Here is a 25,855-nt window from a genome sequence, read left to right as displayed (position 1 = left end):
GGGCCCCTGTGGTGTGTGCGGGGGTCGTGGGGGACGGGCGGACGACGGGGTCGGGCCGGGGCTGCGGCGGGCGCCGGGCTGCGGCGGCCTCAGGCGCCCGTCTGCGCGGCCAACTCCCTTGCCGCCTCGGTGAGGTCCTTGGCCGTGTCGATCGCCCGCCAGTAGGCGCCCTGGGGCAGCGGGAAGCCCGCCAGCCGCCGCTCCCGCGCCAGCCGCGGGAAGGTGGTGCGCTCGTGGTCTCCCAAGTCCGGGAGCAGAGCGGCGAATTCGGGTCCGAAGACGTACACCCCGGCGTTCACCGGATAGGGCGACAGCGGGGCCTCGATGAAGTCCAGTACCTGCCCGAACTCGTTGGTCTCCACCACCCCCCACGGGATCCGCGGCCGGGCCAGCGCGAGGGTCGCGACCGCCCCGCGCTCGGCGTGGAAGGCCGCCATGTCCCGCAGCGGGAACCGCGTCCAGACGTCGCCGTTCGTCGCGTACCAGGACGCGTCCGGGTACGGCAGGTGCCGCGCGGCGTACTTCAGGCCGCCGCCGCGCCCCAGCGGCTCCTCCTCGACCACCGTCGTCACGCGGAGCGGCAGCGGCGCCTCGGCCAGCCACTCCTGGAGCACCCCCGCGAGGTGCCCGCACGAGACCACGGCGTCGGTGACCCCCTCGGCCGCCAGCCAGGCCAGCTGGTGCCCGATGATCGGCAGCCCGGTCCCCGGGATCTCCACCATCGGCTTGGGGCGGTCGTCGGTGTACGGACGCAGCCGCGACCCCTGGCCGCCCGCCAGGACGACTGCCTGGACGGGGGCGGCGGGGAACGCGGCTGCGGAGGAGGCGGATCGCCGGTCGTCGGTCATGGCGGCCAGCGTAGGGACGGGCCGCCCGTCAGCCCATGGAGGCGACGCCGGAGGCGTACGAGGTGTCGCAGACGGGGCGGGCGAACGACTGGGCCTTGGTCGGGCCGTACGCCTCGACCGCGGCGCGCCCGAGCGCACGGGCGATCCCCACGCAGTGCTCGGCGAGCGACGGCCGGCGGTTCACCTCCTGCTGGAGGTGGGTCAGTACGTCGCCGGGCGCCTGGCCCTGCTGCAGTTCGCCGACGAGCCGGGTGCGCAGCACCTCGTGGGCGGCGCGCGGCTTGGCGGGCGCGGAGACGCCCTCGGCGGAGGCGGTGACGAGCTGGGAGGAGGAGGTGTCCGCCCAGGGGACCATGGTGACCGCGAGGGTCCCGGACAGGACCAGGACGACGGGCAGGACCAGGGCGAGGGAACGGCCGATACGGCGGGCAGTGTGGGTCACGAGGGCGAGAGTAGCGCTCGGTGAAGATTTGGCGACATTTAGTCACCCTGACGGGGGATGGTTCGAGGGAATCTTTCGAATTACGGGTTGACGGCCGCGTCCGAATGGCCCGGTCTGCCGGGGTTCCTGGGGGTGCCGGCCGGCAACGGACGGCGGAGGGGCGCCCCTTGGCGAGACGCCCCTCCAACCTCCGTACGCGGTCCGACTAGTCGGACAGGCGCTGCCCGGAAGACGTCGAGAAGACGTGGATCTCGCCCGCCCGCGGCACGACGTGCAGGCTGGAGCCCTTCTCGGGGACCTGGCGGCCGCCCACGCGGACGACGAGGTCCTGGGAGCCCTCGGCGGCCGAGGTCGAGCCGTAGACGTACCCGTCGGCGCCGAGCTCCTCGACGACGTTCACGGTGATGGTCAGACCACCGGTCTCGGCGACGTCGAAGTGCTCCGGGCGGACGCCGACCGTGACGGTGCGGTCGCCGGCGTCGGCCGCGGCGGACAGTGCCGCGCGCGACACGGCGAGCACGCTGTCGCCGAACTTCACGCCGCCGTCGGTGATCGGGACCTCGACCAGGTTCATGGCCGGAGAGCCGATGAAGCCGGCGACGAAGAGGTTCGCGGGGCGGTCGTACATGTTGCGCGGGGTGTCGACCTGCTGGAGCAGGCCGTCCTTGAGCACGGCCACCCGGTCGCCCATGGTCATGGCCTCGACCTGGTCGTGGGTGACGTAGACGGTGGTGATGCCGAGGTCGCGCTGGAGGGCCGCGATCTGCGTACGCGTCGAGACGCGGAGCTTGGCGTCGAGGTTCGACAGCGGCTCGTCCATCAGGAACACCTGCGGCTTGCGGACGATCGCACGGCCCATGGCGACGCGCTGGCGCTGGCCGCCGGAGAGCGCCTTCGGCTTGCGGTCCAGGTACTGGGTGAGGTCCAGCATCTTCGCCGCGTCCTCCACCTTCTTGCGGATGGTGGCCTTGTCCTCGCCGGCGATCTTGAGCGCGAAGCCCATGTTGTCGGCGACGCTCATGTGCGGGTAGAGCGCGTAGTTCTGGAACACCATCGCGATGTCCCGGTCCTTGGGCGGCAGGTGCGTGACGTCGCGGTCACCGATGCGGATGGCGCCGCCGTTGACGTCCTCCAGGCCGGCCAGCATGCGCAGCGAGGTGGACTTGCCGCAGCCGGAGGGGCCGACGAGGACGAGGAACTCGCCGTCCTCGATCTCCAGCTCCAGCTGGTCGACGGCGGGCTTGTCGCCGCCCGGGTACAGACGGGTCGCCTTGTCGAAGGTGACAGAAGCCATGGTGGTGAATCCCTTCTACCGGCAGGAACGTGCCGGACGATCCGAGTGGAAGGTCTAGTCCAGAATCCGGACTCCGCCCGACGCTACCCGCCGCGCCCGCCGCTGTCAGCACCGCCCGGCCGTGACTTCGAACTTTGTGCGATCTGTCGGACCCGGCTGCCTGGTGCGCACCGTGCGGGGCCAATGTGATGGCCGGGGGATTCGCCTGCTGTGTAGAGTGATGGCGGTTTCGCTCGCAGTACACGGCGGGTGCGCACTGCCTCCTTAGCTCAGTCCGGCCAGAGCAACGCACTTGTAATGCGTAGGTCGTCGGTTCGAATCCGACAGGGGGCTCCAGCAGCGGAAGGCCCCGGGTTTGACGCCCGGGGCCTTCCGGCGTTGCGCCCGGGGATTCGGTCCGAGGGCCGCGACCTAGGCTGCCCGCATGATCCGTAGCGCCGAAGTCGCCGATGTCCCCGTCATCCACGCGATGATCCGTGAACTCGCACAGTACGAGAAGGTGCCGCACGAGGCGCGGGCCACCGAGGAGCAGTTGCGGGAGGCGCTGTTCGGCGAGCGGCCGGCGGTGTTCGCGCACGTGGCGGAGACCGCGGACGGGGAGGTCGTCGGGTTCGCGGTGTGGTTCCTGTCCTTCTCCACCTGGCGGGGTGCGCACGGCATCTACCTGGAGGACCTGTACGTACGGCCGGGCGTGCGCGGTGGCGGCCACGGCAAGGCGCTGCTGGCGGAGCTGGCGCGTACGTGCGTCGAGCGCGGCTACGAGCGGCTGGAGTGGTCGGTGCTGAAGTGGAACGCGCCGGCCCTCGGCTTCTACGAGGCTCTGGGCGCGCGGCCGCAGGAGGAGTGGTCGGTGTACCGGCTGACGGACGGCGCGCTGGCGGAACTCGGCCGGGCGTAGGGCGGCCGCGGCGGGAGCGCGGGCCGCTGTCGGTGGCGTCGGTCACGATGGGGGCATGGTGCGAAACGGTCGGCAGCAGTCGGTGAAGGCGGCGCGGAGGCCGGAGGTGCGGCTGCCGGAGCTGTCGCCCTGGGAGGGGCCGGAGCTGGAGCCGGACGGGGACTACGACGGGCTGGAGTTCGCGGACCTGGACCTGGCGGGGCAGGAGGGGGTCGGGGCGCGGTTCATGGACTGCGCGCTGCGGCGCTGCTCGCTGGACGAGGCGGGGCTGGCGAGGGCGCGGATCCTGGATTCGCTGCTGGAGGGGGTTCGCGGGGTCGGCACCGACCTGTCGGAGGTGTCGCTGCGCGACGTGGAGCTGGTGGACGCGCGCCTGGGCGGGGTGCAGCTGCACGGGGCGGGGCTGGAGCGGGTGGTGGTCCGGGGCGGCAAGATCGACTATCTGAACCTGCGGAAGGCACGGCTGAAGGACGTCGTCTTCGAGGGGTGCGTGCTCGTGGAGCCGGACTTCGGGGGCGCGGTGCTGGAGCGGGTGGAGTTCCGGGACTGCGCCCTGCGGGGGGTGGACTTCTCCGGGGTGCGTATGGCGGACGTGGATCTGCGGGAGGCCGCCGTACTGGAGATCGCGCGGGGGGTGGACGCGCTGGCCGGGGCGGTGATCAGCCCGGCGCAGCTGTTCGACCTGGCGCCGGCGCTTGCGTCTCAGTTGGGGGTGCGGGTGCTTTCGTAGCCGGGCCGGCCGTCGGTTCTTTCGTGGCGGGGCCGTCGGTTGTGGTGTGGGTGCGGCGTCGTTGCGGGGGCGCTGCCCCCGGGCCCCCGCGCCTCAAACGCCGGCGGGGCTGAGAGAGCGGGGCGCTGCCCCCGGGCCCCCGCGCCTCAGACGCCGGCGGGGCTGGGAGAGCGGGGCGCTGCCCCCGGGCCCCCGCGCCTCAGACGCCGGCGGGGCTGGGATGGGGCGGGGGTGAGGGGGCCGCGAGGCTGGATCGGGCGGCGGGGTGTGGCGAATGGGCGAGTGGGGGGTGGTCGGGCGGGCGGGTTGCCGGGGTGGTGCCTAACGTGCTGGAAGGTGCCCTGGTGCGCGAGGCCTGTGGAGGTGTCATGTTCCGTTTGGGTCGCCGGCTGTCGGGCGCCTGTGTCGGTGTGGTCGTCGTCGCCCTGCTCGTCGTGGGCGGCTTCGGTGGCGTCCGGCCGCCGCGGGAGGGGGCCGGGGGCGGTGCGGGGAGCGAGGCCGCGGGGACGGCGGTGGGCGCCTACCTGCACTACGGCTCGCCCGGCGTCGAGCGGATGGAGGAGCTGTCGCGCTGGCTCGGCGGTACGGACCTGCGCGCCGGGCACACCTACCTGCCCGGCGACACGTGGGCGAACATCGAGGGGGCGCCGGATTCCCTGCGCACGTGGGCGCGGTGGCGCGGGGAGAGGGCCGATCGGCTGTTCGTCCTCAACGTGCCGATGCAGGAGCGCAACGAGGCCGGTGTTCCCGACGCCCGGGTCGCGGAGCTGATCCGCTCGGGCGCGCGCGGGGCGAACGACGAGCACTTCCGGCGGTTGGCCAGGCGGCTGGTCGGTCTGGGGCTGCCGGACACGGTGATCGTGCTCGGCTGGGAGATGAACGGCTTCGACTACACCCACCGCTGCCGTCCGGATCCCGAGAACTGGAAGGCGTACTGGCGGCGCATCGTGGCGGCGATGCGTTCGGTCGAGGGGCAGGCATTCCGTTTCGACTACGCCCCCAACCGCGGGGGTGACGCGATCGCCTGGACGAGCTGCTATCCCGGTGACGACGTGGTGGACATCGTCGGCATGGATTCCTACGACCAGGAGCCCGGCCGTACCTTCGCCGAGCAGGTCGCGCAGCCCTACGGTCTGCAGCGGCAGGTCGATTTCGCGAGGGCGCACGGCAAGCGGGTCTCGTACCCCGAGTGGGGACTGTTCCGGCACGGCGACAATCCGGAGTACGTACGGGGCATGCTGGCCTGGTTCGCCGAGCACGAGCCGGTGTACCACAGCATCACCGACTACTGTCCGCACGGCGTGTGGCAGTGCGGGCAGAACCCGCGCTCGGCGCAGGTGTTCCGGGAGGTGCTGTCCGGCGGACGGCTGTGACTACGCCGGGACGCGGGGGAAGCGGGCCTGGAGGGTCCAGACGGCCGGGTTGTCGGCGAGGCCGTCGTGCATGTCGATCAGGTCGGCGATCAGGTCGTGCAGGAAGTCGCGGGCTTCGCGTCGCAGCAGCCGGTGGCTGAAGGTCAGCGGGGCCTCCTCGGCCGGCATCCAGTCGGCCTCGACGTCGACCCAGCCGAAGCGGCGCTCGAAGAGCATGCGGTCCGTGGACTCGGTGAAGTCGATCTCGGCGTACTGGCGGTTGGCGGAGCGGCTGCCGCGCGGGTCCTGGTCGAGCTGCTCGACGATGTCGCACAGGGCCCAGGCGAAGTCGAGTACGGGCACCCATCCCCAGGCTGTGGACACCTCCCGGTCGGAGTTCGTGTCGGCGAGGTACACGTCTCCGCAGAACAGGTCGTGGCGCAGCGAGTGGACGTCCGCGGAGCGGTAGTCGGTCTGCGGGGGGTCGGGGAAGCGCCGGGAGAGGGAGTAGCCGATGTCGAGCACGTACCCGATGGTGTCACGGCTCCCCGGGGCGCCCCACCCCGGACCGGGAGGGGCTTGTCCGGAGGCGGGGGGAGGGGGCGTTTCAGGCGGGGAGGAGGGTGCTCAGGAGGGGAGGAGGCGTTGTTCCTTCGCTACGGAGACGGCGCCGGCGCGGGTGTCGACGCCGAGCTTGTCGTAGATGCGCCCGAGGTGGGTTTTGACGGTGGCCTCGCTGATGAACAGGGCGCGGGCGATGTCGCGGTTGCCGAGGCCGCGTGCGAGCTGCCCGAGGATGTCGAGTTCGCGGTCGGTGAGGGTGGGGCGGCTGCCGCGCATGTGGGCCATGACGCGGCTCGCGACCGGTGCGGAGAGGGTGGTGCGGCCCTGGGCGGCCGAGTGGATGGCGGCGAAGAGCTCCTCGGGGCGTTCCGCTTTGAGGAGGTAGCCGGTGGCGCCCGCGCCGATGGCCCGGGTGATGTCCGCGTCCGTGTCGTAGGTGGTGAGGACGAGGACGTGCGGGGGCTGCGGGAGCGCGGTGATGCGGCGGGTGGCCTCGACGCCGTCGATGCCCTCGCCGAGCTGGAGGTCCATGAGGACCACGTCCGGGTGGAGCTTGGCGGCCAGGGCGACCGCCTCCTCGCCGCTGCCCGCCTCACCCAGGACCTCGATGTCGGGTTCGCTGCCGAGGAGGGCCAGGAGGCCGGCGCGGACCACCACGTGGTCGTCGCAGAGCAGGATCGTCGTCATGGAGCGGGCTCCAGGGGGATGGCCGCGGAGAGGACGGTGCCCTCGCCCGGCGTGGATTCGATGGTCAGGGTGCCGCCCAGCTGGCGTACGCGGGCCCGCATCGCCGGGAGGCCGTGTCCGCGTCCGTCGGCGCCGGTGCGGGTGCCGGTGCGGGGTTCGGTGAAGCCGTGGCCGTCGTCGGCGATGTCGAGTACCACCTGGTCGCCGAGGAAGCTGAGGGTGAGCGCGGCCGTACGGGCGTCGGAGTGCTCGCGGATGTTGGCGAGGGCGCCCTGGGCTATGCGCAGGAGGGCGGACTGGACGCGATCGGGGAGCGGGGCCGGGGCGCCTTCGAGGTGGAAGCGGACCTCGATGCCGGGGCCGGCGTCGAGGGCGCGCAGGGCGTCGGCGAGGCCGGCGCCGTCGGCGAGCTCGGACGGGGCCAGGTCGTGGACCAGCCGGCGGGCCTCGGCGAGGCCGTGGGCGGCGATGCCGGTGGCGGTACGGACGTGCGCGCGGGCGGTGGCGGGGTCGGTGTCCCAGGTGCGGTCGGCGGCCTGGAGGAGCATCTGCTGGCTGGAGAGGTTCTGGGCGAGGGTGTCGTGGATCTCCATGGAGAGCCGCTGGCGTTCCGCGAGGGTGCCTTCGCGGCGTTCGGTGGCGGCCAGCTCCCGGCGGGTCCGGAGCAGGTCGTCGATGAGTGCGCGCTGGGCCTGCGCCTGGCGTTCCATGTGGACGAAGACGGCGGTGGCGAGGGCGGCGACGGCGGGTGGGGCGAGGAGCAGGTTGGGGTCGAAGGACTTGGCCAGCTGGAGCTGGGCGGTCACGACGAAGGCGGTGAGGAGGGCCACGAGGACGATGGCGGCGCGCGGGGGGAGGGTGCGCAGGGCGGTGAAGAAGAGGGGTACGGCGCACCAGGCGAAGCTCGGTGCGAGGACGACGAGGATGACCCAGGTGGTGACGACCAGTCCGAGCCAGAGGAGGCGGCGGCGGGGGGTGGGGGTGGCGGCGCCGGGGGTGCCGCCGGGGGTGCGGCCGAGTGAGGGGCCGAGTACGGGGCCGAGTACGGGGCCGAGTACGTAGAGCAGGGCCAGGGTGATGCTGAGGGCGAGGACCCAGGGGGTGCGGGGTTCGCCGGGGTGGCGCAGCAGGAAGCGGGCCACGGAGGCGCCGAGGAGCAGGAAGAAGGCGGTGTGGGCGACCGTCGCGAGGGTTCGGGTGTCCGGCCTGATCGCGGGGTGACTCACCGGGTGCTCCTGGTGTGCGGGGGGTTCTGTCCATTGTCGCCTGCGGCGCCGTTGCGGGGGCTCCGCCCCCGAGCCCCGCGCCTCAAACGCCGGCGGGGCTGGAGTGCGGGGCTCCGCCCCGGGCCCCGCGCCTCAAACGCCGGCGGGGCTGGAGGGCGGCGCTCCGCCCCGGGGCCCCGCGCCTCAAACGGCGGCGGGGCTCGGGGTGCCCGGCGCCTCAAGCGTCGGGCGGGCTGGGGTGGCTCCGCCTCAGCGCCGGCGGGGCTGGGGGGTCGGGGCTCCGCCCGGGTGGGCGGGAGTGCGGGGCTCCGCCCCGGCGGGGCTGGGGGCGGGGCTCTGCCCCCGGGGTGGTTGGGGCGCGCTCCGCCCCCGAGGCGGGAGTGCGGGGCTCCGCCCCCGGGGTGGGGGCGTACACGTCGATGGTTGCCTCGCCGGGAGGCGGTCCGCATCGGCCGATCGGTTGACCCTCGGGTCAGCCGGTGCGGTGGGCTGGGCGAGCCGGTACGGGGACGGGGTGGAGGGGGCTTCGGGGACAGGCTTGGAGCAGTGAAGGAGCCGGTTCGGCCGGCCCGGACCGACCCCAAGCCGTCACCGTGTCGCACCCTCTCAGGAGCAGCAGAGATGAACACCCGCACCCGCGTTCTCACCGGTACCGCCCTCGCCGTCGCCCTGGGCGCCGGAGCCTTCGGAGCCGTGAGCGCCAGCGCGTCCCCCGCCTCCACCACCGCCCAGGCCGCCGCCGTCGCCGGGAAGAAGGACGGTCCGAGCGGCAAGGACTTCACGACGACGACCCACCTGACCGTCGACGCCGCCACCCGCGCCGCCCAGGCCGTCCTCAAGGCCGCCGCGGCGGAGAACCAGAAGGTGACCGTCGCGGTGGTGGACCGCAACGGCAACACCATCGTCACCCTGCGCGGCGACGGCGCCGGCCCGCAGTCCTACGAGTCGGCGCAGCGCAAGGCCTACACCGCCGTGTCGTGGAACGCTCCGACCTCTGTGCTCGCGGGCCGGCTGGCCCAGGCCCCGAACCTGAAGGACATCCCCGGCACCCTCTTCCTCGGCGGCGGCACCCCGGTCCAGGCGAACGGCGCGCCCGTCGCCGGCATCGGTGTGGCCGGCGCCCCGAGCGGTGAGCTGGACGAGAAGTTTGCCAAGGCGGGCGTCGACGCGCTCGGCAAGTAGGGCGTGCGGTTTGCCCGCTTAGGATCGGGTGTGTGGACCACCGCGCACTTCCCCGCTTCGCCGCCCCTGCCGTCGCCGCCCTGCTCGCCGTCACCACGGCCTGCACGGGAGGCCCGGTGCAGGGGCGGCCGGGCGCGGCGGGGCTGCGCGACCCGTACTTCCCCAAAGCCGGCAACGGCGGCTACCAGGTGGAGCACTACGCGCTGGACCTGGCCTACGACCCCGCCGACGGGGTGCTGCACGGCAGGGCCGTCATCACCGCGCGCGCCGAGCAGGGGCTCAGCTCCTTCAACCTCGACCTCAGCGGCCTGCACGTGGAGGACGTGAGCGTCGACGGCGCGGCGGCCCGGTTCAACCGGACCGGCAACGAGCTGACCGTGCGCCCGGCCGACGACCTGAAGAAGGGCCGGGTCTTTCGCACCGAGGTCGGCTACAGCGGGCGGCCGAAGGCCCTCACCGACGCGGACGGCTCCGAGGAGGGCTGGATCGCGGGCGAGGACGGCGCGGTCGGTGTCGGCGAGCCGGTCGGGTCGATGACCTGGTTCCCCGGCAACCACCATCCCCGCGACAAGGCCGCGTACGACATCACCCTCACCGTCCCGCACGGCTACGAGGCCGTGTCGAACGGGGAGTTGAAGTCCCGAACCGAAGTGGGCGGCGGGCGCACGCGGTTCGCGTGGCACAACCCGGAGCCGATGGCGAGCTACCTGGCCACCGCGGTCGTCGGGCCGTACAAGGTGACCACGGGGCGTACGCCTTCCGGGGTGGCCCTCTACAACGCGGTGTCGCCGCAGGAGGCGGCCGCGAGCGAGGAGGTGTTGGCGCGGCAGTCGGAGATGCTGGAGTGGGGCGGGCGCCGGTTCGGCCCCTACCCCTTCGGGACGGCGGGGGCGGTCGTACTGCCCGCCGGGACCCTCGACTACGCGCTGGAGACGCAGACCAAGCCGGTGTACCCGGGTGCGCCCGGCGACGAGGCGCTGGTGCTGCACGAACTGGCCCACCAGTGGTTCGGCAACTCGGTGTCGCCGAAGACCTGGAAGGACATGTGGCTGAACGAGGGCTTCGCGACCTACGCCGAGTGGCTGTGGGGCGAGGACCACGGCGGGCCCACGGCGCAGGAGCGCTTCGACGCGCTGCTGAGCGGTGACACGGACGTCGACGCGGCCGCCGAGTCCGGCTGGGACGCTTTCCCGCCGGCCGATCCGCCCGGCCCCGAGGACATCTCCGGGAGCCCGGTGTACCAGCGCGGTGCGATGGTCCTGCAGCGGATCCGGCAGGAGGTGGGCGACGAGAAGTTCTTCGCCCTGCTGCGCGGCTGGGCCGCGGACCACCGGCACGGGAACGCGAGTACGGCCGACTTCACCGCCTACGCGCAGGAGAAGACGGGCCATGACCTGAAGAAGGTCTGGGACGTCTGGCTGTACGGGAAGGCCCGCCCGAAGTAGGGCCCGCTCGGCCCGGGTCGGGCGGAGCCCCCTCCCGGGACGGCCGGGAGGAGGCTTCGCGCGCGCGGGTGTGCCGGGTCAGACGTTGACGCCGAAGTCCTGCGCGATGCCGGTGAGGCCGGAGGCGTAGCCCTGGCCGACCGCGCGGAACTTCCACTCCGCGCCGTTGCGGTAGAGCTCGCCGAAGACCATGGCGGTCTCGGTCGCCGCGTCCTCGGAGAGGTCGTAGCGGGCGATCTCGGCGCCGCCGGCCTGGTTCACGACGCGGATGTAGGCGTTGCGGACCTGGCCGAAGTTCTGGCTGCGGCTCTCGGCGTCGTAGATCGAGACCGGGAAGACGATCTTGTCGACGTCGGCGGGGAGGCCCGCGAGGTTGACGTTGATGGCCTCGTCGTCGCCGGCGCCTTCGCCGGTGCGGTTGTCACCGGTGTGGACGATGGTCTGGTCCGGGGTGGACTTGTTGTTGAAGAAGACGAAGTGGCCGTCGGAGACGACCTTGCCCGTCGCGTTCACGGCGATCGCCGACGCGTCGAGGTCGAAGTCGACACCGGTCGTGGTGCGGACGTCCCAGCCGAGACCGACCGTGACGGCAGCGAGGCCCGGGGCCTCCTTCGTGAGCGAGACGTTGCCGCCCTTGGACAGGCTGACAGCCATGGGAATGTCCCTTTCCTCATCCGACATGCACGTACAGGCGGTCAAACTACCGCTGACCTCTATAACGCGACGAGAGGCCTGTCGGGTTCCCGGCGTGAATTCCGGATGACGGCGCATGCGGATGACGGCGCATGAGGGTCACGGCAAATGCGGGTGACGCGGAGCGGGCGGGCGCGGATCATAGGGGGCATGCCTGGTCCCTATGTCATCCGCGGTTCGGTCGTGCTCCCCGAGGGGGAGCTCTCCTGGCGTTTCTCGCGGTCCTCCGGGCCCGGCGGGCAGCACGTGAACACCTCGGACTCGCGCGTGGAGCTGCTGTTCGACCTGGCGGCGACCAAGGCGCTGCCCGAGGTGTGGAAGGAGCGGGCGCTGGAGCGCCTCGCGGGCCGGCTGGTGGGCGGGGTGGTCACCGTACGGGCCTCCGAGCACCGCTCGCAGTTGCGCAACCGGGAGATGGCGCTGGTCCGGCTGGCCTCGCTGCTGGCCGAGGCGACGGCGCCGCCGCCCAGGCAGCGCCGGCCGACGAAGATCCCGCGCGGGATCAACGAGCGGCGGCTGCGGGAGAAGAAGGCGCGTGCCGAGACCAAGCGGGGCCGGACCGGCCGGGACTGGTAACCGCCGCCCGATCCGCGGCGGGCGCCGGGCGCGGACTCAGCCCAGGTGCCGGTAGCGCCCGCGGAAGTACGTCAGCGGCGCCGAGTCCGGGGACGGCAGCGCGGCCGTCAGGACCCGGCCGATGACCAGCGTGTGGTCGCCCGCCTCGACGCGCTTCTCCGTACGGCACTCCAGGGTGGCCAGGGCGCCGCTCAGCAGCGGTGCGCCGGAGGCCTCGCCGCGTACGTACGGCAGGTCGGCGAAGAGCAGCCGGTCGCTGATGCGGCCCTTCATGGCGAAGCGGCCCGCGGTCTGGATCTGGTGGTCGGCCAGGACGGAGACCGCCCACAGCGGCTGCTCCGCCAGCAGGTCGTCCATACGGGAGCCCTCGCGCAGGCTGACCAGGACCAGGGGCGGCTCCAGGGACACGGACATGAAGGCGGTGGCCGTCATGCCGACGTCCTCGCCGCGCGGGCCGTCGGCCGTCAGCGGGATCTCGTGGGCGGTGATCAGGCACACGCCCGCGGCCAGCCGGGACATCGCGGCGCGGAACTCGTCATTGCTCACCCCCTCAGCATGGGGGCTCGCGTCGGGCGGGGCGGGTACGGGGGTCGTCTTCAGCACGTTGAAACGCTAATCTCGCCCTCCCGTACGGCACATCGGGCCCTGGTCCGAGTCGCGCCCCCACCCCTCGTCCTAGGCCTCAGGCGTATCGTTTGCTCACGAGAAGGCGGGGGAGCGCTCCCAGTTCCGAACCCTCTCGATGCGCACCGTATTTCATCTCATGTGACTTGAGTCACAGAGGGCAAGATTTGTTGACCCTGTGTACCTGGCGCACAGCTCACTGTGATTCAGTGGACGGGACACCGCAACGAAACGCCGATGACAAACCTGGAGTTGCTGTCGAGGTCTCGGGGAGAGCGAGCAATGGAGACCGAGTCGGAGCCGTACGTCCGTCTTGCGACCCTGCGGCAGCTGCACCGGGTGGTGGCCGATCTCAACACGGCCCGGAGCCTGGCGGACACTCTGCAGACCGTCGTGGACGGCATCGTCGTGGGCCTCGGCTATGAGCTCGCCTGTGTCAACCTCGTTCGCCCGGACGGCGATCTGGTCGTCGCCGCCTTCGCGGGCGACCCCGCCGCGGAGGCACTCATCACAGGTCGCGTGGGGTCCCGCGCCTCATGGGAACGCCGTCTGACGATGGGTGAGTGCTGGGACGGGCTCCGCTTCATCCCGCACACCGAGGGCTGGGTCCTGCTGGAGGACGACGTCCCCCAGTGGCACACCGACGGCCCCGATCCGCGCTTCGAGGACGAGTGGCACCCCGAGGACCGGCTCTACGCCCCCATGTACGCGTCCGGCGGGGAACTGCTGGGTGTCATTTCGGTGGACAGACCGCGCAACGGCCGCCGGCCCGGCGCCTGGGGCCGGGAAGCGCTCCAGATGTACGCCTTCCAGGCGGCGATTGCGATCAGCAATGCGAGGCTGCGAGCGAACATGCAGCGGGCCCTCGTCCGGCTGGAGCGCGAGCAACAGGCGCTCCGCGCAAGTGAAGAGTCGTTCCGCCAGGCCTTCGAGTACGCGCCCAGCGGCATGGCCATCGCCGAGATGGGCGGGGACCAGCACGGCCGACTGCTGCGCACCAACGACGCGCTGTGCCGGCTGCTCGGCCGCCCCGCCTCCGTCCTGCGCCGCTACTCCTTCTCCGACCTGGTCCACCCCGAGGACATCGGCACCCTGCTGCGCACCTCCGCCGAGGGCGGCCGCGCCGAGCTGCGCCTGGGCCGCCGGGACGGCACGTACGTATGGGTCTCGCTGCGCAACTCCGTCGTGGCGGACGCCGCCGACGGGCCGCGCTTCCTGCTGACGCACGTGGAGGACATCGAGGAGCGCAAGCGCCACGAGCTCCAGCTCGCCCACCGGGCCAGCCACGACTCGCTGACCGGCCTGCCCAACAGCGCCGAGCTGCGGGCCCGGCTCGGGGCGCGGCTGTGCCGCCGGCCGCAGTCAGCGCGGGCCAGCGCGATCGAGGCCCTGGACGCGGCCTTCGAGGGGCGCGACGCGCACGGCGGACAGCCCGGCCGGGCGGGCCAGGCCGGGCCCGACGGATACGAGGTGCGGGCGGAGGCGGGTGGTGCCGGGGAGCACGGCTTTCAGTCCGACGGCCCCGACCGGTACGGCGCGGCAGATCCCTTCGACTTCCCCGGGGCGCCGGCCGCCCCGACGGACGGGCCGTACGACCACCACGTGCACACGGTGGCGCCCGCGACGGACGTCGACGACGGGACGAAGGGGCTGGCGGTGCTCTTCTGCGACCTCGACGGCTTCAAGTCGATCAACGACCGGTTCGGGCACCACACGGGCGACGCGGTCCTGATCGAGGTCGCCCGGCGGCTGACGACGGGTGTCCGGGACGGTGACACCGTCGCCCGGCTGGGGGGTGACGAATTCGTCGTCCTGGCCGACGGCCTCGGCGCCGCGGACGCCGCGGACCTCGCCGTCCGGCTGCGCAACGCGATCATCCCGCCGATCCGCGTGGACGGCCGTGCGGTGCGTGTCGGGGCGAGTTTCGGCATCGGCTGGGCCAGCTGCGGAATGTCGGCGGACGAGGTGCTGCGCTCCGCCGACCAGCGGATGTACATCGAGAAGAGGTCCCGTTCCAAGGCGCACCGCCGGGCGGGCTGAGACGGTCGGGCGCCCGTGTGTGCACCTGTTCGGGGTAGGCTCCCGTGGGTCGAAAGGAGTGACCTGCGATGACGACGCCCGCGAACAACGGCCCGCACGGTGGGGCGAACAAGCCCGAGGACGATGATCCGTTCGGCTATCTCTACGCGGACGGCCAGTCTGCCGGAGCCACCCCGCCCACTTCGGGCGGCGGGTACGGCTACCCCGGCGGGGCGGCCGGCGGTCACCCAGGTGCGCAGCCGGGTGTGCCGCGCACGTCGCACCACCAGGTGCGTACGGTCGGCGAGCGCAGGAACGGCGGCGGCCAGCGCGGCCCCGTCCCGCACCAGCAGAGCCCCGCGCAGCAGCCCCCTGGCTACCAGGCCCAGTACCAGGCCCCCGAGGCGCTCCAGGCGGGCGGCTACGGCGTTCCGCAGCAGCCCCAGGCCGCGCAGACCCAGACGATCGGGCACCCCGGCGCCGGCCACGGCGGCCGCGGCGCGGGCGGCGGTGCCTCCAGCCGGCGCGGTCTGCTGATCGCGGCCGTCGCGGTGGTCGGCGCTGTGGTGATCGGCATCGGCGCGGCCCTCGCCTTCGGCGACAAGGACAAGCCCGAGGACAAGGGCGCGGACACGGCGAACGGCGGCCAGCAGTCGGCGGCCCCGCAGAACCCCTCCAGCCCCACCCCGAGCGCGAAGCCGTCCCAGGCCCCGCTGCCGAAGGCCGACTTCGGCGGCAGCGGCATGTCCCTCACGGGCGGTGCGAACCTGCAGAACACGCTGCCCGGCGCCAAGAGCGAGAACGGTCAGTACGTGACCGGCCTGAACGCCATCGGTGCGGCGGCCACTTGGTCGCTGGACGTGCCGAAGGCCGGCAAGTACAAGCTGAAGATGACCTACGGGGTGCCGGGCAAGGACGCCAGCACCACCCTGACCGTCAACGGCGAGGCGCAGACCCGGCCGGTCAACATGGCGAACTTCTCCAAGGCCGCTCCGGGCGACTGGGCCAAGGGGTGGACCAACACCTACTCGATCGTGGAACTCAAGCAGGGCGCCAACACGATCAAGATCTCGTGTGAGACGGGCAACCAGTGTGATGTCGTCCTGGACCAGCTCTGGCTGGAGCAGGGCTGATCCGTCCCGCCGCCCTCAGGCGGGCGTGACCTTCACCGACCCCCGTACCTCCTCGTAGGTGCGGGGGTCGAACTCTCCCGCCACCGGGGCGTGGACCGTGGCGGCCGAGAGGGCTACCGCGCGGGTGAGGCGGGCCGGCCAGTCCAGGCCCTCCGCCAGGGCGGACAGCAGGCCGGCGACGGCGGAGTCGCCGGCTCCGGTGGGGTTGCCGGACAGCGGGCGCGGCGGGGCGGCCTGCCAGGTGCCGTCGGCGGTGGCGGCGAGCAGGCCGCCGGGGCCCAGTGAGGTGACCACCGCGTGCGCTCCTCGGCGGCGGGCGTCGCGCGTGGCCGGGAGCGGGTCGCGGGAGCCGGTGAGCTCGGCCAGCTCGGCGGCGTTCGGCTTGATGATCTCGGGGCGGGCGGCGACCCCGCGCCGCAGGGCCTCGCCGCTGGTGTCCAGGAGTACGGGGACGCCGGCCGCGCGGGCCGCCCGTACGAGTACGGCGTACGCGCCCACGGGCACGCCCGGCGGGAGGCTGCCGCACAGGGCCACCGCGCCCGCCGTGGCCACCAGTTCCTCGTAGTGCCCGAGGAACCGCGACCACTCCGCCGGGGTGACGAGCGGGCCCGGCTCGTTGAACTGCGTGGTGTCGCCGGAGGCCTCGTCGACCACGGCCAGGGTGCGGCGCGAGGCGCCCTCGCAGGGCAGCAGGGCGTCGACCACCCCGGGGGAGGCCGCCAGCATGGCCCGTACGACGGAGCCGACCGGGCCGCCGGCGAAGCCCGTCGCGGTCACCTGGTGGCCGAGTGCGGCCAGCACCCGGGCGACGTTGATCCCCTTGCCGCCGGGCCGTTCGGTGACGGCGGCGACCCGGTGCGAGGCGTGCGGAAGCAGCCGCGGCACGCGGTACGTGACGTCGAGTGCGGTGTTGAGCGTCACGGTCAGGATCATGGGCACCCCCGGGTCTGTTGCTGCCGGGATCATGCCAAACACGAGGCGGTCGGCCCAGTCCCAGGGGGTGTCGACACGACACCCCCCGCGTCCGGCCGCCCCCGGCCGGTGGACGGAGCCGCCGTCAGGGCCGCCCTCGGAGCCGCGTCGGGGCCGCCGTCGGAGCAGTCGTCAGGGCCGCTCTCAGAGGCCGGGGCTGACGATCCATTCGCCGCGCCGCATGACGCCCCGGACGTCGAAGGCGGCGTCCAGGACGACGAGGTCCGCGTACTTGCCGGGCTCCAGCGAGCCGATCTCGTCGTACAGGCCGAGCAGCTTGGCCGGGTTGGCGGAGATCGCCTGGACGACGGACTCCACCGGCAGTTCGTCGAGCGTCACCGAGCGCTTGAAGGCCGTGTCCAGGGTGAGGGTCGACCCGGCGATGGAGCCGCCCTCGACGAGGCGGGCCACCCCGCCCTTGACCTCGACCTCCAGCGGGCCGAGGTGGTAGGTGCCGTCGCCGAAGCCGGCCGCGTCCATGGCGTCGGTGATCAGCGCCACGCGGTGCGCGCCCGCGTGGTGGAAGGCCAGTTCGAGGGCGGCGGGGTGCAGGTGGGTGCCGTCGTTGATGAGCTCCACGGTGACCCGCTCGTCCTCCAGGAGGGCGGCGATCGGGCCGGGTTCGCGGTGCGCGAGCGCCGGCATCGCGTTGAAGAGGTGGGTGGCCACGGTCGCGCCCGCGTCGATGGCGGCGCGCGTCTGCTCGTAGCTGGCGTCGGTGTGCCCGATCGCGGCGATCACCCCGTGCTCGGCGAGCAGCCGTACGGAGTCCAGGCCGCCCGGCAGTTCGGTGGCCAGGGTGACCATGCGGGCGGCGCCGTGCGCGGCGTCGACCAGCTTGCGGACCTCGGCCGGGTCGGGGTCGCGGAGCAGGTCCTCCTTGTGGGCGCCCTTGCGGCAGGGGTTGATGAACGGCCCCTCGAAGTGGATGCCGGCGATCTCGCCCGCCTGGGTCAGCTCGGCCAGCAGCCCGGCCCGCCGGGCCAGTTCGTCCAGGTCCCCGGTGACGGTGGAGGCGACCAGGGTGGTCGTGCCGTGGGCGCGGTGGGTGCGGACGCCCTGGAGTACGTCCTCGGCGGTCCCGGAGGTGAAAGAGGCGCCGCCGCCGCCGTGGTTGTGCATGTCGACGAAGCCGGGGACGATCCAGTGGCCGGTCAGGTCGACGATCTCCGCGCCCTCGTGCGCGCTGCCGGCGATGCGGTCGCCGTCGACGATGACCCGGCCGCCCGCCACGGTCCCGGTGGGCAGCACCACCCTGGCGCCGGAGAGAACAGTGCCGTGTGCGCTTCCGGACATCAGGCCGGTACCTCCGTGGCGAGTAGGTCCCAGGCGAGCAGCCCTGCGCCCAGGCAGCCGGCGGTGTCCCCGAGGGCCGCCGGAACGATGTGGGGGAGCCGCTGGAACGTCACGCGCTCCTCGACGGCCGTACGTAGTGGTGTGAACAGGGTTTCCCCGGCCTCGGCGAGCCCGCCGCCGATGATCAGCGTGCGCGGGTCCAGCAGGGTGATCGCGGTGACCAGCCCGTCGGCGAGGGCGGCGACGGCGGCCAGCCAGACCTCGCGGGCGCGCGCGTCACCGGATTCGACGGCCTTGGCGCAGTCGGCGGCGTCGGCCGCCGGGTCGCCGGAGGCGGCCGCCCAGGCGCGGCTGACGGCGGCGGCGGAGGCCAGGGTCTCCAGGCAGCCGCGCTGCCCGCAGCCGCAGTCGGGGCCGCCGGGGCGGACCACGATGTGTCCGATCTCGCCCGCGTACCCGTGGGCGCCGGCCTCGATGCGGCCCGCGATGCCGATGGCGCCGGCGATGCCGGTGCCGAGGGGCACGAAGAGGAAGCGGTCGGCGCCCCGGCCGGCGCCGATGCGGCCTTCGGCGAGTCCGCCCGTGCGCACGTCGTGGCCGAGGGCCACGGGGATGCCGCCGAGCCGCCCGGTGAGGAGCGTGCGCAGCGGTACGTCGCGCCAGCCGAGGTTCGCCGCGTAGACGGCGATGCCGTTCTCGGCGTCGACGATGCCCGGGACGGCGACCCCGGCGGCCGAGGCGGCCCGTCCGAAGCGTTCCCGGCCGGTGTCGAGCAGCTCGGCGGCGAAGTCCTGGATCGTCTCGACGACGGCGTCCGGGCCCCGCTCGCGGCCGGTGGCGCGGCGCGCTTCGTGCAGCAGGGTGCCGTCCTCGGCGATGAGGGCGGCCTTCATCCCGGTGCCGCCCACATCGAGGGCGATGACGTGTTTCACGGGTTTCACAGAGACAGTCTCGCGTGCTCGGGGGCGAAAGGTCTAGTCCAATGAGAGGGATTGTTGAGTGGCCATACAAATCGGGCGCCTGCTGACCGGCCCGATGTGGACGAGCCGCCAAAGTGGTGTAGACCTTACGTGGATCGTACGTACAACAAGGGGTGGATCGATACCTGTGAAGGGCCGATACCTGAGCCTGGCCGCGTCCGGCGCCGCACTGTGCCTGACCGCTGTGACGCTGACGGGCTGCGGAGCCGTCGACGGACTCACCGGAGACAACGAGGTGACCCTCCGGGTCGTGGCGGCCGACTACGGGGACAATCCGCAGAACTCCTCGGCGGCCTACTGGAAGGGCCTCGCCGACGGCTTCGAGAAGGACCACCCCGGCATCAAGGTCGAGGTCGACGTCTACTCGTGGTCCGAGGTCGACGCCAAGGTCGCCGACATGGTCAAGGCCGGAAAGGCACCCGACATCGCGCAGATCGGCGCCTACGCCGACTACGCCGCCGCCGGGAAGCTGTACTCCACGGCCGAGCTGCTCTCGGTGAAGACCGAGGCCGACTTCCTCGCCCCCCTCGCGGACGCCGGCAAGGTCAAGCAGGCCCAGTACGGCATGCCCTTCGTCGCCAGCACCCGGCTGCTCTTCTACAACGAGAAGCTCCTCGCCGACGCCGGCGTGATCGCCAAGGACGCCAAGGGCTGGCAGCCGAAGAGCTGGGCGGACCTGGAGGCGGCGGCGAAGAAGCTCAAGGGCGCGGGCGTGCCCACCCCCTTCGCGCTGCCGCTGGGCCGCGAGGAGGCGCAGGCCGAGACGATGATGTGGATGCTCGCGGGCGGTGGCGGCTACACCGACAACGAGGAGGGCTACTCCATCGACGCCGCCGACAACGTCAAGGCGCTGGAGTTCCTGCGCGACAAGATGGTCGGCCAGGGCCTCACCGGCCCCGTGGAGCCGGGCAAGCTGGACCGCCAGGCCGCCTTCGAGGCCTTCACCAAGGGCGAGGTCGGCATGCTCAACGGACACCCGACGCTGATGAAGCAGGCGGATGCCAAGGGCGTGAAGTACGGCATGGTCGCGCTGCCGACCTCCGACGGCTCCCCGCAGCCGGCGATGGGCGTCGCGGACTGGGTGATGGCCTTCAAGAACGGCCACCGCGCCGAGTCCGGCAAGTTCCTGGACTACCTGTACCAGCCGGACAACGTGACGGCCTTCACCGACAAGTACGACCTGCTGCCGGCCACCACCAGCGGCTACCAGGCCAAGCAGGCCGCCACGAGCGGTCCTGCGCTCCAGCTGAGGCCCTTCCTGGCCGCGCTGCCCGGCTCGCGCCTGTACCCGGTCGGCAAGAAGTCCTGGGCGGGCGTCAGCGAGGACATCAAGCAGAACATCGGCAAGACCGTCCAGCCCGGCGGACAGCCCGCCAAGGTGCTGGAGGAGATCGCCGAGACGGCCCGCGCGGCGGACCCGCGCTGACCCGGCGCCGCCTTCTGTCGGAGGGCGGCGTTAATCTGGCGGTATGACGGACGAGGGGCAGCTGACGGCCACCGAGGCCGCGGTGCTCGCGTACGAGGGACGTACCTGGCCGGGGCCCGGAGCCAAGGAACGGGCCATACGGGAAGGGCTGGGGATGACCCCCGTCCGCTACTACCAGCTGCTCAACGCGCTCATGGACGACCCGCGGGCGCTGGCCCACGCCCCGGGCACGGTCAACCGGCTGCGCCGGATCCGAGAAGCCCAGCGGGCCCGGCGGTAGCCGTAGCCGTCGTCCCGCCGGGCCGTTAGGGTCGTGCGTATGGGGAGCCTGCCGCACGACCTGCCGATGCCCGTCACCGCAGCCGGACGCGAGGGACTCGAAGCCATCCTCCGCGCACCCCGCCGGTCCGTGGTCGCCCTGGACTTCGACGGCACCCTCGCCGACATCGTCCCGGACCCGGACCAGGCACGGGCACATCCCGAAGCCGTTCCCGCGCTCTCGGCGCTCGCCCCCGCGGTGGACTCGGTGGCCGTGGTCACCGGGCGGCCCGCAGGGGTCGCCGTCCGCTACGGGGGCTTCGCCGGGGTCCCCGGGCTGGAACACCTCGTCGTCCTGGGCCACTACGGCGCCGAGCGCTGGGACGCCGTGACCGGCCTGGTCCACGCCCCCGCCGAGCATCCCGGGGTGGCGGCCGTACGGGCCGAGCTGCCGGGGTTCCTCGACTCGATCGGGGCGTGGCGCGGCACCTGGATCGAGGAGAAGGGGCGGGCGCTCGCCGTCCACACCCGGCGCGCCGAGGACCCTGCCGCCGCCTTCGCCGCGCTGCGGGAGCCCCTGACCGAGCTGGCCGCCCGGCACGGGCTGATGGTCGAGCCGGGACGGGCGGTCCTGGAGCTGCGGCCCCCGGGCATGGACAAGGGCGTCGCCCTGACGGAGTTCCTGGCGGAGCGGGACGCCGAGACGGTGCTCTACGCCGGGGACGACCTGGGCGACCTCGCCGCGTACTCGGCCGTCGAGAAGCGCAGGGCCGAGGGGCTGCCGGGGCTGCTGGTGTGCAGCGGCTCGGCGGAGGTCCCCGAACTCGCCGCCCGCGCCGACCTGGTCCTCCCCGGCCCGGCCTCGGTGGCCGCCTTCCTGGCCACCCTGGCCCGAGCCCTTGGGAACCCCAGCCCCTCCGCTTGAGGCCGCGCGCGGCGGCGTCGCCGGGGGCACTGCCCCCGCACCCCCGCGCCTCAAACGCCGGCGGGGCTGCATGTCGGGCAGAGCCCGGCTTTGCCAGCCCCTCCGGCGTTTGAGGAGCGGGGTCCGGGGCGGAGCCCCGGCAGTGGTCAGGCCAGGGCCGCCAGCTGGGCCTCGAACCAGGCGGCCGGGGGCAGGGCCGTCGCGGCCGCCGCCAGGCGCTTCGTGCGTTCCGCACGCTCCTCGTCCGGCATGGACAGCGCCGCGTGCAGCGCCTCCGCCGTCTGCGACACGTCGTACGGGTTCACCGTCAGCGCGTCCTCGCGGAGCTCCTCGTACGCCCCCGCCCCCGTCGACAGCACCACCGCGCACCCCGCCTCCGACACCACCGGGATCTCCTTCGCCACCAGGTTCATCCCGTCCCGCACCGGATTGACCAGCGCCACGTCCGCCATCCGGTAGACCGCCAGCGACCGCGCGAAGTCGTCCTTCACCGACACCAGCACCGGCTGCCAGTCCTCCGTGCCGAACTCCGCGTTGATCTCCGCCGCCAGCTCCGAGACGGCCGCCGTGTAGTCCCGGTACACCTTCAGGTCCTGCCGTGACGGGTACGCCGAGGCCAGGTGCACCACCCGGCCGCGCCACTCGGGGTGGACCGTCAGCAGCTCCCGGTAGGCCAGCAGGCCCCGCAGGATGTTCTTCGACAGCTCGGTCCGGTCCACCCGGGCGATCGTCCTGCGGCCCGCGACCTCCGCCCGCAGCTCCGCCAGCTTCTCGTCCACCTCCGGCCGGTGCGCGAGCGCCCGCAGCTCCTCGGCGTCCACGCCCAGCGGGTACACGGCCACCTCGGTCCGCTTGTGCCGCACCGGGCTCGACGGGTTCTTCTGGACGTACCTCGCGTGCGGCGGCTCTGTCCCGGCCGCGAACCTCGGCTCGGCGATGCCCCGTTCGTCGTCCAGCTGCGTGCCGCCCATGAAGGTGTGCGCCCAGGCCCAGGTGTGGAAGCCGACCACGTCCGCGCCGAGCATCCCCCACACCAGCTCGCTGCGGATGTCGTCGGGCAGCATCCGCAGGAACTCCTGCGACGCCCACGGGGTGTGCGTGAAGTGCGCGATCCGCAGGTCCGGCCGCAGCTCCCGCAGCTGCCCGGGGACCAGCGCCAGGTGGTAGTCCTGCACCAGCACGCGGGCCCCCTCGGCGGCCTCCTCGGCGAGAGCCCGCGCGAAGGCGTCGTTGTACGCCACGTAGCTTCCCCACCGGCGCCGGAACTCCGCGTCGAATACCGGCTCGCGCGGCACGTCGTACAGGTGGTGGTGGGTGAACCACAGCACCGAGTTCGCGATGCCGTTGTACGCGTCGTCGTACATCGTGGGATCGATGTCCAGCATCCGGACACCCGGCTCGGACACGCCCCGCCGGACGGCCTCCCGGTCCGCGTCCGACAGCGCCGCGCAGATCCACACGGCCCCCGGCTGCTCCGCGAGGGCCGCCGAGAGTCCGGAGACGAGACCGCCCCCGCCGCGCCGGGCGCTGAGGGTGTCGTCGTCGGAGAGGGCGTAGGAGAGCGGGCCGCGGTTCGCCGCGACGAGTACCTGAGAAGCCATGCCGCGAACCTAGCCCGGCCCGTGCTCGCTCAAACGTATGGACACGTCACGCGACACCTCACGCGACGTGCCGCCGGCCGTACTCCTGCACCTCCAGCATCGGCGGCCGCTCCTCGGTGTCCACCGCGTACGTCCGCGGTACGAAGCCCTCCGGCCCGCGCTCGAACTGCGTCAGCTCCGGCCGTACGAGGTGCCCGCGCGAGAGCCGTACCTGCGCCGTCCGGTAGATCGCCGCGGCCATCCGGCCGAGTGCCTGCCCGTCCTGGTGCCGGTGCAGCCGTACGCCCACGTCCACCTGGGCCAGCGCGTCCAGTCCGACCGTGTGCAGCGCGTCGACCAGCAGGCCCAGCTCGACGCCGTAGCCGACGGGGAACGGCAGCCGCTCCAGCAGGGTGCGCCGTACGGCGTACTCGCCGCCCAGCGGCTGGACGAAGCCGGCCAGCTGCGGCCAGTGCAGGTTCAGCAGCGGGCGGGCGACCAGCTCCGTGACCCGGCCGCCCTGGCCGGGGCCGGGGGTCCTGCCGGGGGCGAGGCCGTCGAACTCCGCGCCGAGCGGGCGGTCGTACATCGCCTTGACGAACTGCACCTCGGGGTCGGTGAGCAGCGGGCCGACGATCCCGGAGACGAAGGAGGCGGAGAAGTCGCGCAGGTCGGCGTCGACGAAGCAGACGATGTCGCCAATGGTGGCCAGCAGCGAGCGCCACAGCACCTCGCCCTTGCCGGGCAGCGCCGGGATCCGCGGCAGGATCTCGTCGCGGTGCACCACCCGGGCGCCCGCCTTGGCCGCGACCTCGGCGGTCCGGTCGGCGGAGCCGGAGTCGACCACGACCAGCTCGTCCACGAGGGGGACCGGCAGTCCCTCGATCAGCTCACGCCGGACGACCTCGACGATCGCGCCGACCGTCGCCTCCTCGTCCAGCGCGGGCAGCACCACGGAGACCGTGGTCCCGGCCGCCCGTTTGAGGTCGAGCAGCTGGTCGAGCGGTCGGTCGGCGGCGGACCAGGAGCGGTCGGCCAGCCAGCGCTCCACCTCTTCCAGCACCCTCAGCACTCCCTGCTCGTCGGCGTTATCGGCCGTTATGTGATCCATCTCGCGGTTCGGACGGCTGTCTCAACCGCCCGCCCCTTCGGTTACAGTCTTGAACAACGCGAAGGACCACCGCATGCCGGGGTCCCCCGCGTACAAACGCACCGGCGCGCCGCAGAGCGCGTATGCCGGTGCCATACCGCTCATCCAGAGGGGCAGAGGGACACGGCCCGTTGAAGCCCCGGCAACCCTCCAGTCGGTTCTCGCGATCGCGCAGCAGCGCTCGTCGACGAGGTCCCCGGCTAGGGAAGGTGCCAATTCCGTCTCATGGCGAAATGCGCCATGGGGAAGATGAGGAGAAAGGGCCTCGCCATCATGGCTGCACAGACTGTCGCCACCTCTGTCGATCTCGGACCTGCCACCGGCCTTTCGTGTCGCGAGTGCGGTACCCGCTTCGAGCTCGGTCCCATCTTCGCGTGCGCCGAGTGCTTCGGGCCGCTGGAAGTCGCCTACGAGCTCCCGACCGGTGACCCGGCGGCCCTGCGCGCCGCGATCGAGGCCGGCCCGAACAACATCTGGCGCTACGCGCCGCTGCTGCCCGTCCCCGCCGACGTGGCGTCCAAGCCCAGCCTGAACCCCGGCTTCACCAAGCTCGTCGACGCGGAGAACCTGGCCAAGGAGCTGGGCGTCACCGGCAAGCTGTACGTCAAGGACGACTCCGGCAACCCGACGCACTCCTTCAAGGACCGCGTCGTCGCCATCGCCGTCGAGGCCGCCCGCGCCTTCGGCTTCACCACCCTGTCCTGCTCCTCCACCGGCAACCTGGCCGGCGCCGTCGGCGCCGCGGCCGCCCGGGCCGGCTTCCGCTCCTGCGTGTTCATCCCGCACGACCTGGAGCAGGGCAAGGTCGTCATGGCCGGTGTGTACGGCGGCGACCTGGTCGGCATCGAGGGCAACTACGACGACGTCAACCGCTTCTGCTCCGAGCTCATCGGCGACCCGCTGGGCGAGGGCTGGGGCTTCGTCAACGTCAACCTGCGCCCGTACTACGGCGAGGGCTCCAAGACCCTGGCGTACGAGATCTGCGAGCAGCTCGGCTGGCAGCTGCCTGACCAGATCGTCATCCCGATCGCGTCCGGCTCCCAGCTCACGAAGATCGACAAGGGTCTGCAGGAGCTGATCAGGCTCGGTCTCGTAGAGGACAAGCCGTACAAGATCTTCGGCGCCCAGGCCGAGGGCTGCTCCCCGGTGTCGACCGCCTTCAAGGCCGGGCACGACGTGGTCCGCCCGCAGAAGCCGAACACCATCGCCAAGTCCCTCGCCATCGGCAACCCGGCGGACGGCCCGTACGTCCTGGACATCGCGCGACGCACCGGCGGCTTCGTCGAGGACGTGACCGACGAGCAGGTCGTCGAGGCCATCAAGATCCTCGCGCAGACCGAGGGCATCTTCGCCGAGACCGCGGGCGGCGTGACCGTCGGCGTGACGAAGAAGCTCATCGAGAACGGTCAGCTCGACCCGGCGCTGACCACCGTCGTCCTGAACACCGGCGACGGCCTCAAGACCCTGGAGGCGGTGGCTGCAGACAGCGGGCAGACCGCCACCATCCGCCCCAGCCTGGACGCGTTCCGCGCCGCCGGCCTGGCCTGACCACCCT

At 72.8% G+C, this 25,855-nt stretch carries 24 protein-coding genes, 1 tRNA gene, 1 pseudogene and 1 riboswitch; of the genes and pseudogenes, 13 read left to right on the top strand and 13 right to left on the bottom strand.

Annotation, left to right across the window (positions count from 1 at the left end; genetic code table 11):
- Positions 1-89: 89 nt before the first annotated feature.
- The 3 genes from BSL84_RS15160 to BSL84_RS15150 form a co-directional block, all read right to left on the bottom strand.
- The gene (locus BSL84_RS15160; protein ID WP_045323064.1) at positions 90-848 is read right to left on the bottom strand and encodes a nucleotidyltransferase family protein; all 759 of its coding nucleotides are present in this window, start codon (positions 846-848) and stop codon (positions 90-92) included.
- Positions 849-876: 28 nt separating this feature from the next.
- Positions 877-1,290 carry a hypothetical protein gene (locus tag BSL84_RS15155; protein ID WP_030029520.1) on the bottom strand — a complete coding sequence of 138 codons (414 nt, stop codon included), beginning with the start codon at positions 1,288-1,290 and terminating at the stop codon, positions 877-879.
- 205 nt (positions 1,291-1,495) lie between these two features.
- Entirely contained in the window at positions 1,496-2,584 is a 1,089-nt protein-coding gene (locus BSL84_RS15150; protein WP_030029521.1) for an ABC transporter ATP-binding protein, read from the bottom strand.
- Between the two features lie 258 nt (positions 2,585-2,842).
- Here BSL84_RS15150 and BSL84_RS15145 point away from each other — a divergent pair.
- The 4 genes and pseudogenes from BSL84_RS15145 to BSL84_RS15130 form a co-directional block, all read left to right on the top strand.
- A tRNA-Thr gene (locus BSL84_RS15145) sits at positions 2,843-2,920 on the top strand.
- An 88-nt stretch (positions 2,921-3,008) separates the two neighbouring features.
- The gene (locus BSL84_RS15140) at positions 3,009-3,482 is read left to right on the top strand and encodes a GNAT family N-acetyltransferase (protein WP_075970539.1); all 474 of its coding nucleotides are present in this window, start codon (positions 3,009-3,011) and stop codon (positions 3,480-3,482) included.
- A gap of 55 nt (positions 3,483-3,537) precedes the next feature.
- Positions 3,538-4,212, top strand: coding sequence for a pentapeptide repeat-containing protein (locus tag BSL84_RS15135; protein WP_051873242.1), 675 nt, complete (start codon positions 3,538-3,540; stop codon positions 4,210-4,212).
- A 368-nt stretch (positions 4,213-4,580) separates the two neighbouring features.
- Positions 4,581-5,570, top strand: a pseudogene (locus tag BSL84_RS15130) (glycoside hydrolase family 26 protein); the annotation flags it as partial.
- Positions 5,571-5,585: 15 nt separating this feature from the next.
- Here BSL84_RS15130 and BSL84_RS15125 read toward each other — a convergent pair.
- From BSL84_RS15125 to BSL84_RS15115, 3 genes are all read right to left on the bottom strand, one after another.
- Positions 5,586-6,089: a hypothetical protein gene (locus BSL84_RS15125; protein ID WP_030031021.1), complete on the bottom strand. Its 504-nt coding sequence runs from the start codon at positions 6,087-6,089 to the stop codon at positions 5,586-5,588.
- Between the two features lie 102 nt (positions 6,090-6,191).
- Positions 6,192-6,815: a response regulator gene (locus BSL84_RS15120; RefSeq protein ID WP_030031022.1), complete on the bottom strand. Its 624-nt coding sequence runs from the start codon at positions 6,813-6,815 to the stop codon at positions 6,192-6,194.
- Positions 6,812-8,041 (bottom strand): sensor histidine kinase, encoded by a 1,230-nt coding sequence (locus BSL84_RS15115; RefSeq protein WP_075970538.1) that lies wholly within the window; start codon positions 8,039-8,041, stop codon positions 6,812-6,814. Before BSL84_RS15115 ends, BSL84_RS15120 begins: the two co-directional genes overlap by 4 nt.
- Before the next feature lie 621 nt (positions 8,042-8,662).
- Between BSL84_RS15115 and BSL84_RS15110 the strand changes: the two genes are divergently transcribed.
- Complete coding sequence (locus BSL84_RS15110; RefSeq protein WP_030031141.1) at positions 8,663-9,223, top strand: GlcG/HbpS family heme-binding protein; 561 nt, start codon at positions 8,663-8,665, stop codon at positions 9,221-9,223.
- 32 nt (positions 9,224-9,255) lie between these two features.
- Entirely contained in the window at positions 9,256-10,668 is a 1,413-nt protein-coding gene (locus tag BSL84_RS15105; protein WP_045323069.1) for a M1 family metallopeptidase, read from the top strand.
- A 78-nt stretch (positions 10,669-10,746) separates the two neighbouring features.
- On the opposite strand, the gene BSL84_RS15100 is transcribed toward BSL84_RS15105, so the two are convergent.
- Entirely contained in the window at positions 10,747-11,322 is a 576-nt protein-coding gene (locus BSL84_RS15100; protein WP_030031143.1) for a TerD family protein, read from the bottom strand.
- 189 nt (positions 11,323-11,511) lie between these two features.
- Between BSL84_RS15100 and arfB the strand changes: the two genes are divergently transcribed.
- Positions 11,512-11,937: an alternative ribosome rescue aminoacyl-tRNA hydrolase ArfB gene (arfB, locus tag BSL84_RS15095; RefSeq protein ID WP_045323070.1), complete on the top strand. Its 426-nt coding sequence runs from the start codon at positions 11,512-11,514 to the stop codon at positions 11,935-11,937.
- 36 nt (positions 11,938-11,973) lie between these two features.
- Here the strand turns inward: arfB and BSL84_RS15090 are convergent, their stop codons facing one another.
- Positions 11,974-12,456, bottom strand: coding sequence for a flavin reductase family protein (locus BSL84_RS15090; RefSeq protein ID WP_107069671.1), 483 nt, complete (start codon positions 12,454-12,456; stop codon positions 11,974-11,976).
- 387 nt (positions 12,457-12,843) lie between these two features.
- Here BSL84_RS15090 and cdgB point away from each other — a divergent pair, with 387 nt between their 5' ends.
- Both cdgB and BSL84_RS15080 read left to right on the top strand, forming a co-directional pair.
- A complete protein-coding gene (gene cdgB / locus BSL84_RS15085; RefSeq protein WP_030031467.1) occupies positions 12,844-14,601 on the top strand; it encodes a diguanylate cyclase CdgB in 1,758 nt (585 codons plus the stop codon).
- A 68-nt stretch (positions 14,602-14,669) separates the two neighbouring features.
- Positions 14,670-15,713 (top strand): CBM35 domain-containing protein, encoded by a 1,044-nt coding sequence (locus tag BSL84_RS15080; protein WP_075970536.1) that lies wholly within the window; start codon positions 14,670-14,672, stop codon positions 15,711-15,713.
- Positions 15,714-15,728: 15 nt separating this feature from the next.
- Here BSL84_RS15080 and BSL84_RS15075 read toward each other — a convergent pair whose 3' ends face one another.
- The 3 genes from BSL84_RS15075 to BSL84_RS15065 form a co-directional block, all read right to left on the bottom strand.
- Positions 15,729-16,646 (bottom strand): 1-phosphofructokinase family hexose kinase, encoded by a 918-nt coding sequence (locus tag BSL84_RS15075; RefSeq protein WP_075970535.1) that lies wholly within the window; start codon positions 16,644-16,646, stop codon positions 15,729-15,731.
- 183 nt (positions 16,647-16,829) lie between these two features.
- Positions 16,830-17,981 (bottom strand): N-acetylglucosamine-6-phosphate deacetylase, encoded by a 1,152-nt coding sequence (gene nagA / locus BSL84_RS15070; protein ID WP_030031992.1) that lies wholly within the window; start codon positions 17,979-17,981, stop codon positions 16,830-16,832.
- A complete protein-coding gene (locus BSL84_RS15065) occupies positions 17,981-18,913 on the bottom strand; it encodes an ROK family protein (RefSeq protein WP_045323082.1) in 933 nt (310 codons plus the stop codon). Before BSL84_RS15065 ends, nagA begins: the two co-directional genes overlap by 1 nt.
- A gap of 175 nt (positions 18,914-19,088) precedes the next feature.
- Here BSL84_RS15065 and BSL84_RS15060 point away from each other — a divergent pair, with 175 nt between their 5' ends.
- From BSL84_RS15060 to otsB, 3 genes are read left to right on the top strand one after another with little or no spacing between them, the layout of a single operon-like run.
- The gene (locus BSL84_RS15060) at positions 19,089-20,387 is read left to right on the top strand and encodes an extracellular solute-binding protein (protein WP_030031448.1); all 1,299 of its coding nucleotides are present in this window, start codon (positions 19,089-19,091) and stop codon (positions 20,385-20,387) included.
- A gap of 43 nt (positions 20,388-20,430) precedes the next feature.
- Positions 20,431-20,667 carry a DUF3263 domain-containing protein gene (locus BSL84_RS15055; protein ID WP_030031449.1) on the top strand — a complete coding sequence of 79 codons (237 nt, stop codon included), beginning with the start codon at positions 20,431-20,433 and terminating at the stop codon, positions 20,665-20,667.
- A 39-nt stretch (positions 20,668-20,706) separates the two neighbouring features.
- Positions 20,707-21,570 (top strand): trehalose-phosphatase, encoded by an 864-nt coding sequence (otsB, locus tag BSL84_RS15050; protein ID WP_030031450.1) that lies wholly within the window; start codon positions 20,707-20,709, stop codon positions 21,568-21,570.
- Between the two features lie 146 nt (positions 21,571-21,716).
- On the opposite strand, the gene BSL84_RS15045 is transcribed toward otsB, so the two are convergent.
- Both BSL84_RS15045 and BSL84_RS15040 read right to left on the bottom strand, forming a co-directional pair.
- The gene (locus BSL84_RS15045) at positions 21,717-23,171 is read right to left on the bottom strand and encodes an alpha,alpha-trehalose-phosphate synthase (UDP-forming) (protein WP_075970534.1); all 1,455 of its coding nucleotides are present in this window, start codon (positions 23,169-23,171) and stop codon (positions 21,717-21,719) included.
- Positions 23,172-23,229: 58 nt separating this feature from the next.
- On the bottom strand, positions 23,230-24,213 hold the full coding sequence (locus tag BSL84_RS15040; protein WP_075972104.1) for a glucosyl-3-phosphoglycerate synthase: 984 nt from the start codon (positions 24,211-24,213) through the stop codon (positions 23,230-23,232).
- Positions 24,214-24,398: 185 nt separating this feature from the next.
- Positions 24,399-24,556, top strand: a riboswitch (SAM riboswitch).
- On the opposite strand from BSL84_RS15040, the gene thrC reads away from it, so the two are divergent.
- Entirely contained in the window at positions 24,550-25,848 is a 1,299-nt protein-coding gene (thrC, locus tag BSL84_RS15035) for a threonine synthase (RefSeq protein ID WP_075970533.1), read from the top strand. (Overlaps the previous riboswitch by 7 nt.)
- Positions 25,849-25,855 lie beyond the last annotated feature (7 nt).

This window comes from Streptomyces sp. TN58, assembly GCF_001941845.1.
In the GTDB taxonomy this organism is placed as follows: Bacteria; Actinomycetota; Actinomycetes; order Streptomycetales; family Streptomycetaceae; genus Streptomyces.
This window is presented reverse-complemented; position numbering and strand designations above follow the sequence as displayed.

Coding starts and splice junctions, on each gene's coding strand:
- BSL84_RS15140 (WP_075970539.1), top strand. CDS start 3,009: ATGATCCGTAGCGCCGAAGTCGCCGATGTCCCCGTCATCCACGCGATG.
- BSL84_RS15110 (WP_030031141.1), top strand. CDS start 8,663: ATGAACACCCGCACCCGCGTTCTCACCGGTACCGCCCTCGCCGTCGCC.
- BSL84_RS15160 (WP_045323064.1), bottom strand. CDS start 848: ATGACCGACGACCGGCGATCCGCCTCCTCCGCAGCCGCGTTCCCCGCC.
- BSL84_RS15075 (WP_075970535.1), bottom strand. CDS start 16,646: ATGATCCTGACCGTGACGCTCAACACCGCACTCGACGTCACGTACCGC.
- BSL84_RS15150 (WP_030029521.1), bottom strand. CDS start 2,584: ATGGCTTCTGTCACCTTCGACAAGGCGACCCGTCTGTACCCGGGCGGC.
- BSL84_RS15135 (WP_051873242.1), top strand. CDS start 3,538: ATGGTGCGAAACGGTCGGCAGCAGTCGGTGAAGGCGGCGCGGAGGCCG.
- BSL84_RS15100 (WP_030031143.1), bottom strand. CDS start 11,322: ATGGCTGTCAGCCTGTCCAAGGGCGGCAACGTCTCGCTCACGAAGGAG.
- BSL84_RS15120 (WP_030031022.1), bottom strand. CDS start 6,815: ATGACGACGATCCTGCTCTGCGACGACCACGTGGTGGTCCGCGCCGGC.
- nagA (WP_030031992.1), bottom strand. CDS start 17,981: ATGTCCGGAAGCGCACACGGCACTGTTCTCTCCGGCGCCAGGGTGGTG.
- BSL84_RS15080 (WP_075970536.1), top strand. CDS start 14,670: ATGACGACGCCCGCGAACAACGGCCCGCACGGTGGGGCGAACAAGCCC.
- BSL84_RS15090 (WP_107069671.1), bottom strand. CDS start 12,456: ATGTCCCGGCTGGCCGCGGGCGTGTGCCTGATCACCGCCCACGAGATC.
- cdgB (WP_030031467.1), top strand. CDS start 12,844: ATGGAGACCGAGTCGGAGCCGTACGTCCGTCTTGCGACCCTGCGGCAG.
- thrC (WP_075970533.1), top strand. CDS start 24,550: ATGAGGAGAAAGGGCCTCGCCATCATGGCTGCACAGACTGTCGCCACC.
- BSL84_RS15045 (WP_075970534.1), bottom strand. CDS start 23,171: ATGGCTTCTCAGGTACTCGTCGCGGCGAACCGCGGCCCGCTCTCCTAC.
- otsB (WP_030031450.1), top strand. CDS start 20,707: ATGGGGAGCCTGCCGCACGACCTGCCGATGCCCGTCACCGCAGCCGGA.
- arfB (WP_045323070.1), top strand. CDS start 11,512: ATGCCTGGTCCCTATGTCATCCGCGGTTCGGTCGTGCTCCCCGAGGGG.
- BSL84_RS15055 (WP_030031449.1), top strand. CDS start 20,431: ATGACGGACGAGGGGCAGCTGACGGCCACCGAGGCCGCGGTGCTCGCG.